This is a genomic window from Peptoniphilus asaccharolyticus DSM 20463 (assembly GCF_900176115.1).
In the GTDB taxonomy this organism is placed as follows: Bacteria; Bacillota; Clostridia; order Tissierellales; family Peptoniphilaceae; genus Peptoniphilus; species Peptoniphilus asaccharolyticus.
On sequence record NZ_FWWR01000015.1, the window covers coordinates 1 to 10,203 of the forward strand.

Genomic DNA, 10,203 nt, shown 5'->3' on the forward strand with positions numbered 1-10,203 from the left:
CCTTTTATGATCTAATCTGCCTGATTCCACTGTATCTGCTTCCCAGTGGCCTAATTCTTGCCTTCTGTATATCTCTTTAGGTCTTTTCTTAATTGTTCTACCTTTATCATTGAATTTTCCTCTTTTTTCTGCTGGCCTTTTAAATTTAGCTTTTCTTCTCAAATTTTTCATACTAGTTTTTGGCAGCTTTTTGGCGTGTATCATTCTATATATCGTTGATGTAGATGGTAATTCATGAATCTCATTTGTGTTTCTATTTGATATTTGTTCAGGGGACCAATGTTCGTTAATCTTTACAGTTAAATAATCAATAACATCTTTAGAAAATTTACTTTTTCTATGGCAGTCTTTTCTTCTATCAATATATTTATCATTTGCCTTTATCGGAAAGTACTTAGTGTAACTTCCCCTACTAACTTTTATCTTAGATGAATTTCTTTTAATTTCTCTAGATATTGTACTAGGTGACCTTTTAAGTGCTTGTGCAATTTTCCTTATACTCATTCCTAAATTTAAAAATTGGTAAATACAAGATCTTTCTTCTATGGTAAGATGGTTATAGCTCATAGTTAATCACTCCTTTTAATATGTTTTGTTTGGTCACTTACATATTAACACAGCTGATTAGCTATGAGTTTATTTATGTTGCACTTGTTATGATAAATTATCTCCAATAAAAGAATATAACAAAGGGGTGGATTTTTCAAGCTGTGGGAATATTAAAATATGTTACAATTTGGTGAAGATTATACAAGATATTTGTGTTAATATATATTTTGGAAATTGGAGGTATAAATGGAGGTAGAATTAAAAAGAGTTTTAGGATTTTGGGACTTAATGGGGATTACCATGAGCCAAATAATCGGTGCTGGAATTCTTACATATACTGGAGTTGCAATAGGGATGACGGGAAGAAGCGTTAGTGTTGCATACATAATTGCAGCTATACTAACTCTTATAACATCATCGCCTATAGTTATAGCGAATGGAACTTTACATTTTGAAGGCGGGCAGTATTCACAAGTTACAGAGCTTGTTTCTAAAAGAGCGGGTGGATTTTTTATATTTATATTCATTGCCTCAAATATGTCTTTGTCTCTATACGCTCTTTCTTTTGGAGATTATTTTATTTCTTTTTTCGGATTTGGAGATAAGAGAGTAGTTGCCTGTACGGTACTTACTGTTTTTTATATTATAAATATGCTTGGAATAGATAAGGTGTCCAAAATCCAAAGATGGATAGTGTTTACACTACTTGCATCATTTTCTATTTTTATATACAGGGGCATTGGTCACGTTGACCCGAATTATTTTAACGATAAGTTTTTAACTGGAGGTCTAAAGGGACTTTTACAGGCAGCGGCACTTTTAAATTTCGCTGTGGTAGGTGGAGCAAATATAGCCAATCTATCAAGAGAGTGTAAAAATCCTACTCGGGATTTGCCAAGGGTTATAGTTATATGTACGGTGTTTGTAGGTTTCTTATATGCTGCAATAGCTGTTGTGGCATCTGGTGTTTTAGATGTAGAGCTAGTTGCTAACAAGCCTATGACAGATGTTGCAAGAGTTATATTGAGTAAGTATGAGTTTATTTATTTCTGCGTGGGGGGAGCTTTAATTGCGCTTATATCACCTTTAAACGGGCAGTTTGCATGGGCCACTAAACCTATAAGACAAGCGGCTATTGAAGGATGGCTGCCAAAACATCTTGCAATTTTAAATCCAAACACCAGAACTCCAAACAGACTATTAACCATATTGTATTTAGTTGGAATAGTGCCGATTATTTTTAATTTAGATATGGCTGAATTAGGGGCCAGTATAGTTGCAGTTTACCAATTGAATGCTCTTTTAATTATATATTCTCTTATTGGTCTTATGAACAGAAGACCTTTAGAGTTTGCAAATTCACCGTATAAATTTAGTAGGAGAGGGATTTACTTTCTAACTTCTATAGCGGGAATTTTGGGATTGATACAAGTTGGACTTCTATTTATGGCGCTGAATAGAAGTATGATGATTTTAACTTGTCTAATAGTAATTGGAGCAATACTTTTTGGTAAGTATAAAAAAATAGATGAATAGAGAAATCCCTTTGAAGTAAAGGAAGTTTTTAAAAGTTTTTAAAAGAACTTTAGAAAGAGCTAAATTTATAATTCAAAGGGAATTTTATTTTATTGGGTTTATCTCAATACTTAAGGGCGCTAAGTGTATCATTTTTAGCTCAACTATGCTATAATACACGCGACACGTGATTGGAGGAATAAAATGATTTCAGTAAATAATGTAAGTGTAATCTTTCCTGATAAAAAATTATTTGACGATGTGAATTTATCATTCACACCAGGAAATTGCTACGGAATAATAGGCGCAAACGGAGCGGGAAAATCAACATTTTTAAAAATACTTTCTGGGGAGAAAGAACCATCAACTGGGAATGTATCTATAGATAAAGAATCCAGAATGAGTAAGCTTAACCAAGATCACTACGCCTTTGAAGATGAAGTGGTTATAGAGACAGTGATCATGGGAAATAAAAAACTTTATGATATAGGAAAAGAAAAAGATGCCATCTATATGAAAGAAGATTTTTCAGATGAAGATGGAATAAGAGCTGGAGAACTTGAAGCGGAGTTCGCTGAAATGGGTGGATATGAAGCAGAATCTGAAGCTGCATCTCTACTACAAGGGCTTGGAATAACTACAGATAAACATGATTTAAAGATGAGTGAACTTATAGAGGCTGACAAGGTTAAGGTACTTCTTGCACAAGCTCTATTTGGTAATCCGGATATCTTGCTTCTTGACGAGCCTACAAACGGTATTGATTTGAGAGCTATAATGTGGCTTGAAGACTTCTTATCAGATTTCAACGGAGTTGTAATTGTAGTATCTCACGACAGATATTTCTTGAATAATGTATGTACGCACATGGTTGATATTGACTTTGGTAGAATTCAAGTTACTGTTGGTAACTATGATTTCTGGTATGAAGCATCTCAATTAGCTCAAAAAATGGCTAAAGAGCAAAACAGAAAGAAAGAAGACAAGATTAAGGAGTTACAAGAGTTTATCGCAAGATTCTCTGCAAATAAATCTAAATCTCGTCAAGCGACTTCAAGAAAGAAACTTTTAGATAAGATAACTTTAGATGATATTAAACCATCAAGTCGTAGATATCCTTTCGTTGGATTTGATTTAACTCGTGAAGTTGGAAATGAAATATTAAATATAGATAATCTAACTCTAAAAGAAGGGGATAAAGTTCTTCTTGATAATATGAGCATGAGAGTTAACAAGGGCGATAAGATTGGCTTTATAGGAAATGAAATTGCTATAACTAAGTTCTTTGAAGCCATAGAAGCTAAGACAGAATATGATGGGCAAATCGAATGGGGACAAACTATAACTCACACATATTTCCCTAAAGATAACACAGAATATTTTGAACACTCAGACCTTAACTTAATAGATTGGATGAGACAGTTCTCAGAAGAACAATCAGAAATTTATTTAAGAGGTTTCTTAGGCAAGATGTTATTCTCTGGAGATGAAGTGCTAAAAAAAGCAAATGTACTTTCTGGGGGAGAAAAAGTTAGAATGATGTTCTCAAGAATGATGATAAGACCAGCTAACTTATTGATATTCGACCAGCCAACAAACCATCTTGATCTTGAAAGTATAGAAGCTGTAAATAATGGTTTGATAAACTTTAAATCTAATATACTATTTACATCACTAGACCATCAATTTATATCATCTGTTGCAAATAGAATAGTTGAGATATTTGACGATGGAACTTACAGAGATGTACCAATGACATACGATGAATACATCGAAAAATATGTAGTGGCACAAAAATAATACAAAAGAGAATATAAAATGAAAGAAGACTCTAAATTCAAAGAGCCTTCTTTTTTTATAATTGAGATTTTAAATTTTTAATAATCTGTTCAATTTGTTCGATTCCATCTTCGACTTGTGATAAAGATTTGTGAATTTTGGATTGCACCAAGTAATCTGCCACAATTCCATCGAAGAAATAGTCTGCAAAGGTCAAAAAACTATCTGGTATGTCGAAGCCTATTGATGTATTCACATCTAACAGTTCGGCCTTTAGAGTTTGAACAGCTTGACGAGTTTTCTTTAACTCTTCTTCAGCCATATTCATCTTGTTGTGTTTGATAAATGTGCTGATCATTCCGCCGCCAAATATATCGAAATAGCCCCAATTTTTTGCACTTTTAAATAAATCTCTTGCATTGTATAAATATTCTAAAACATCTTCTGAAGCTTGAATAGCTTCCTTAATTTCTTTTTCTCTATCGTAAGTCATAAGAACTCCTTTTAAAAATTAAACAGTATAAAGTTTAAAGGTTTATTAATTTACTAGCTACTTCAAAGTAAATCAAAAGGGCAACAGTGTCCACGATTGTAGTGATAATAGGCCCGGCCATAACTGTAGGGTCGATTTTAAACTTATCAGCTATAAGAGGAAGCATTCCTCCGATAACCTTTGATATCATAACTGTAATTAAAAGTGTTATCGAAACTGTGAGAGTAACTTGCATTGAAACAGAATCCATTACCAAAATTCTAATCATATTTATAAATACAAGCGCTATACCAACAAGAAAGCCTATCTTTAATTCTTTTAGCATAACTTTAAGAATTGTATGATAGTCAACTTCTCCAACATAAAGAGCTCGAATGACAGTCGTAGAAGCTTGACTTCCGGCATTTCCGCCGCTATCCATCAACATTGGTATATATGCTGCCAAAACAACGCTTGTGGCTAAAGTGGCTTCATATCTTTTAATTATAAAGCCTGTCATAGTTGCAGTTATAAGACAAATAATAAGCCAAGTTATTCTGTTCTTAGCAATTTTAAAATTTGAAACTTCCATGTATGAATCATCATCAAGCTCTGTGATACCATGGATATTTGAAATATCTTCGTTGTACTCATCAACCATGACATCAATAGCCCATTCAGCTGGCACCGTACCAATAAGTCTATTTTCAGAATCAACTACAGGAATTTCAGAAAGATCGTAACGAAAAGCCAGTTTGGCAACAATTTCTTGGTCGTCATGAGCTCTTACTGTCTTGTTAATTGGATTTATAATATCTTCAATTTTGCCGTCTGTATGCCTGAGCAAATCTGCTAAGTAGACAAAACCTTGTAGTTTTAAAGAATTGTCTGTAATCCAAATTTGTTCTAACTTATTTGCGTCTAAATCTGAACTTATAACTTTGTCGATTATATCTTTAATGCTACGAGATATTTTGGCTGCCATAAAGTTTACAGACATTATGGAACCGACGCTTTCATCTGGATAGCCTAAAAGCTCATTTATAATTGGACGACGACCTTCTTCAATAAAGTGGTTCATAAGTTTACCCACCATATTTGCAGGCAATTCTTGAAGTGTGTCAACTAACTCGTCTTCATCCAATTCTTTTATAAGTTCCATTATATTTTCTTTTGACAAACTCTTTATAATGTCGACTTTTTTATCTCTACTCAACAGAGCGAATGTATCTGCGAGAAGATCTTTGTTCAATAGTTTTATTCTAAGTGCCGTCTCATAAGGCAATAGAGTTTCAAATATCTCTGCCAAGTCAACAGGATCCATTACATTAATGGATTTTTGTAGTTCTTTGATTTCTTCAATGTTATATTTTTCTTTGTTCATAAAACCTCCTTTTAAATAAAGGTATAAAAAATACCGCTAAATAGGTCCTAAAATTAAAAATTATTAGTATTAGGATGCGGTTAAAGGTTTATGAATTAAATTTTGACGTGACACATGGAAATTGTGCACAAAAAAAGAACCTATGTAACCGCAAAATATTTTTATACGACCTATCACAACTGTCCATGATTTCACCTCCGTTTATTAATATATATAACCTACTACAAAAGTTGAGTGTTTGTCAACTTGCAGTAGGTTATATATAACAAGAGCTCTCCTAATTTAGAAGAGCTCTTTAATATTTTTATTTCTTAGAATAATTTTGCAACTGCGTTTTTAACTAAATCTTCGTCAGCTACATAAGGGATAGTGATGTGTCCATCTTCGTGTTTTTTGTTGAATTCGATAGAAGTTTCCATAGCATTTTCGTTTCTAGCCCAGTTTCTTCTAGCAACTCCACCCATAACGTCCCAAGAAAGTGATAGTTTGATGATTTCATCAACTCTTTCAGAACCGTCAAGTACAAGTCCGAATCCACCGTTAACACTCTTACCGATACCAACTCCACCACCATTGTGAAGAGCGATTAAACTCATACCACGAGCAGCGTTACCAGCATAGCATTGTACAGCCATGTCTGAACATACGTTAGAACCGTCTTTAATGTTAGAAGTTTCTCTGAATGGTGAGTCAGTACCACTTACGTCATGGTGGTCACGTCCCATCATAACAGGACCGATTTTTCCTTCTCTTACAAGTTTGTTGAATGCAAGAGCGATGTTAACTCTTCCTTCTTCATCTTGGTAAAGGATTCTAGCTTCAGTACCAACAACTAATTGGTTCTTTTCAGCATCTCTAATCCAGTTGTAGTTATCTCTATCTTGATATCTTCTTGTTGGGTCGATAGCTTCCATAGCTGCGTGGTCTGTAGCAACTAAGTCTTCGTGTTTACCTGATAGACATACCCATCTGAATGGTCCATATCCGTAGTCAAATAGAAGAGGCCCCATGATATCTTCTACATAGCTTGGCCAAATGAATCCATCTTTGTCATCTCTACCGTTCTTAGAAATTTCTTTAACGCCAGCATCAAATATAGCTTTCATGAATGAGTTACCATAGTCGAAGAAGTAAGTTCCCTTAGCTACAAGAGCTTTGATAACTTCGAAGTGTGCTTTTAATGTTTCATCAACCATTTCTTTGAACTTATCGTGTTCTTCTGCAAGCATTCTTGTTCTTTCTTCAAAGTCAATTCCAACTGGACAGTATCCACCGTCATATACGTTGTGGCAAGAAGTTTGGTCAGAAAGCAAGTCAATGTGAATGTTGTTTTCGTTCATGTAGTGTAGTAAGTCTACGATGTTTCCGTGGTAAGCAATACTCATAGCTTCTTTCTTTTCTAGGTATTCTTTAGCTATTGCGCAAGCTTCTTCTGGAGTTTCAGCAAGTTTAGAAATCCATCCTTGTTCAAGTCTAGTTTCGATTCTTGAGATATCAACTTCAGCTACGATAGCAACTGCATTAGCGATTTCTCCGGCTTTACCTTGAGCTCCACTCATTCCACCAAGACCACTTGTTACGAATAATTTTCCTGAAAGATCGTCTTCAGCCTTAAGACCTAATTTAAGTCTTCCTGCGTTAAGAATTGTATTGAAAGTTCCGTGAACGATACCTTGAGGTCCGATGTACATCCAACCACCAGCAGTCATTTGTCCGTAGTTAGTAACTCCCATTTGTTCTGCAACTTCCCAATCTTCGTGGTTGTTGTAAAGACCAACCATTAATCCGTTAGTGATGATAACTTTTGGAGAGTTTTTACGTGATTTGAAAAGTCCAAGTGGGTGACCACTTTCCATAACTAATGTTTGTTCATCAGTCATTTCTTCAAGATATTTCATGATTAATCTGTATTGCATCCAGTCGTGGCATACAGAACCAGTTTCTCCATAAGTTACTAATTCGTATGGATAAAGAGCAACAGCAAAGTCAAGGTTGTTGTCAATCATAACTTGCATTGCTTTACCTTCTAAGCAATTTCCTTTATATTCATCAATTGGTTTTCCGTATATTCTTCCTTCTGGTCTAAATCTATATCCGTAAATTCTTCCTCTTGTTTTAAGTTCTTCTAAGAATTCAGGAACTAATTCTTCGTGAAATCTTTCTGGGATATATCTTAGAGCATTTTTAAGAGCGATTTCAGTTTGTTCTTTAGTAAGTCTGAATCCTCTGTCTGGTGCACGACGAATACCTTCTTCAAATTTTGGCATTTCAGGAAGTTCGTCAAATTCTAATTTGATTTTCATTGAATCTGCTATTTGTGTATTATTTATCATATTTCCTCCTCATAATATTAATTACTTAACTTTTTCTATATCATAAACGTTGTCCGTCTTAAAATAGTCAATTAATTAGACGCGATAAAATTTAGTTTTTAGTGAATATGGGTATAAACTCAGTGAATCAATCTAATTTTTGACACTAATTAGATTAAATTAGACTAGAGTAAGTGTAGTTATAAATAGATAAACAATAGGAGGAATTATGGCAGCAAATAAGGTTTTATATAATTTGAATGAAGTTTTTTGTCCGAATGATTTAGGGCGTCCATTAAAAGGCTCTGAAATGAATGAAGCAACAATTTTAAAAAATGCATACATTGCTATAAAAGATGGAAAAATTTTAAAAGTAGGCGAAGGTGAAGTTCCTAAAGATTTAATAGATGATTCAACAGCAATGGTGAATTTAGAAGGAAAGATTGCAACTCCAGGACTTATCGATTGCCATACACATCTTGTATATGGTGGAAGCCGTGAACATGAATTTTCAAAAAAATTAAACGGTATGAGCTATCTTGACATCTTAGCTGAAGGTGGCGGAATTCTTTCAACACAAAAAGCTACAAGAGGAGCAAGTTTTGAAGAATTATATGATAAGACAGAACAACTTGCAAACCACATGATGTACCACGGAGTAACTACTATAGAAGCAAAGAGTGGTTATGGTCTTTATTGGGATACTGAAAAGAGACAAATGGAAGTTGTAAAAGAATTAGATAAAAACCTTCCAGTAGATTTTGTTTCAACTTTTATGGCAGCTCATGCTATACCAGAAGAATGTAAAGAAAATCCAGATGAGTTTATAGATCAAGTAATAGAAATGCTACCAAAAGTTAAGGAAGAAAACTTAGCTGAATTCGTGGATATATTCTGTGAAAAAGGTGTGTTCAATGCAGAACAATCAAGAAAATTGCTTACTGCAGCAAAAGAGCAAGGATTTAAAACAAGAATTCACGCAGATGAAATAGAATCAATAGGTGGTTCAAGCGTTGCAGCTGAAGTAAAGACTGTAAGTGCAGAACACTTAATGATGATAACTGATGAAGATATTAAAAAACTTGCTGAAGCTGATGTAATAGGTAACTTATTACCAGCTACAACATTCTCTTTAATAGAAGACACTTATGCGCCAGCTAAGAAAATGCTTGAAGCAGGTATGGCAATAACTCTTACTACAGATTCAAATCCAGGTTCTTGTCCAACAGCAAACCTACAATTCGCAATGCAATTAGGTTGCTTATATATGAGATTAACACCTGTAGAAGTATTTAACGCTGTAACTATCAACGCTGCATATTCAGTAGCAAGAGGGGATAGCATAGGTTCATTCGATGAAGGTAAAAGAGCTGATATAACTATATTTGATGCTAAAAACTTAGACTATACAATGTATTTCTTTGCAACTAACTTAGTTTCTCAAGTTTATAAAAATGGAGAATTAGTAGTAAAAGACAGACAACTTGTAAAATAGTTATTATTAAAATTAAATATGGATTAAAAAAAAGGCTCTATGTCAAATATTGGGGAGGCTCGTTAACTCGAGTCTCTTTCTTTATGTAAAAATGGGCACATAGACGCTAATAAAGATATCAAAACTAAAATAGCAAAAAACAACTAAAAATAAGCATAGCAAATAAAACCCCTAGGGGTTTTGCAAATTTTCCCGTTTTCCTAATCTCTACTTACATGAAAACATAATTCTTTTTCTAAACAAGTCAAAATTTCTCATACCAAAACAATTTCTTTTTAATGTTTTTATCTTTGTATGAGTTCCTTCAAGAGGTCCATTTGACCAAGAGTAATCAAATGAATTACATATTTCTTCAAACCAGTTATTAAAAGAAGTGATACAAGATTTAAATTCTTTTAATTTTGATTCATCTGCTCTTTTTATCCATTCTCTTAAAGCTTTTTTAGCTCTAGTTTTGTTTGGCTGACTAAGTACATACTGGTACCCACAGGGCACACAGTAGAACAATTCTTTTAACTTGTATGCTTCTTTTAATTCCTTGTTCAGTTCAATCATAAGTGATACTTCATTAGCTTGTTCTGAAGTTAGCTTAGAGGCAGGTTTTTGTAATTAAACTCTTACTTCTTTTAAAATATTCCTAAGCTTTGATGATACATCCTTTTGTATTCTCTTTCTAACATTTTCTAATGCCCAGGAT

At 33.8% G+C, this 10,203-nt stretch carries 7 protein-coding genes and 1 pseudogene; 3 read left to right on the plus strand and 5 right to left on the minus strand.

The window, feature by feature from the left end:
* Positions 1 to 567 (minus strand): IS30 family transposase (locus B8869_RS09885; protein WP_144017989.1); only part of this gene is annotated, 567 nt, incomplete at its 3' end.
* Positions 568 to 795: 228 nt separating this feature from the next.
* Here B8869_RS09885 and B8869_RS09890 point away from each other — a divergent pair.
* A complete protein-coding gene (locus tag B8869_RS09890; protein WP_084231457.1) occupies positions 796 to 2,085 on the plus strand; it encodes an APC family permease in 1,290 nt (429 codons plus the stop codon).
* 183 nt (positions 2,086 to 2,268) lie between these two features.
* Positions 2,269 to 3,864: an ABC-F family ATP-binding cassette domain-containing protein gene (locus tag B8869_RS09895; RefSeq protein ID WP_084231458.1), complete on the plus strand. Its 1,596-nt coding sequence runs from the start codon at positions 2,269 to 2,271 to the stop codon at positions 3,862 to 3,864.
* 55 nt (positions 3,865 to 3,919) lie between these two features.
* On the opposite strand, the gene B8869_RS09900 is transcribed toward B8869_RS09895, so the two are convergent.
* The 3 genes from B8869_RS09900 to B8869_RS09910 all read right to left on the minus strand — a co-directional run bounded on the left by B8869_RS09900 (position 3,920) and on the right by B8869_RS09910 (position 8,032).
* Positions 3,920 to 4,336 carry a hypothetical protein gene (locus tag B8869_RS09900; RefSeq protein ID WP_084231459.1) on the minus strand — a complete coding sequence of 139 codons (417 nt, stop codon included), beginning with the start codon at positions 4,334 to 4,336 and terminating at the stop codon, positions 3,920 to 3,922.
* Positions 4,337 to 4,370: 34 nt separating this feature from the next.
* A complete protein-coding gene (gene mgtE / locus B8869_RS09905) occupies positions 4,371 to 5,699 on the minus strand; it encodes a magnesium transporter (protein ID WP_084231460.1) in 1,329 nt (442 codons plus the stop codon).
* A 311-nt stretch (positions 5,700 to 6,010) separates the two neighbouring features.
* Positions 6,011 to 8,032 carry a urocanate hydratase gene (locus tag B8869_RS09910; RefSeq protein WP_084231461.1) on the minus strand — a complete coding sequence of 674 codons (2,022 nt, stop codon included), beginning with the start codon at positions 8,030 to 8,032 and terminating at the stop codon, positions 6,011 to 6,013.
* A 208-nt stretch (positions 8,033 to 8,240) separates the two neighbouring features.
* On the opposite strand from B8869_RS09910, the gene hutI reads away from it, so the two are divergent.
* Positions 8,241 to 9,506, plus strand: a complete 1,266-nt coding sequence (gene hutI / locus B8869_RS09915; RefSeq protein ID WP_084231462.1) for an imidazolonepropionase — start codon at positions 8,241 to 8,243, stop codon at positions 9,504 to 9,506.
* Between the two features lie 207 nt (positions 9,507 to 9,713).
* On the opposite strand, the pseudogene B8869_RS09920 reads toward hutI, so the two are convergent.
* Positions 9,714 to 10,103 (minus strand): annotated as a pseudogene (locus B8869_RS09920) (ISL3 family transposase); the annotation flags it as partial.
* Between the last annotated feature and the right edge of the window lie 100 nt (positions 10,104 to 10,203).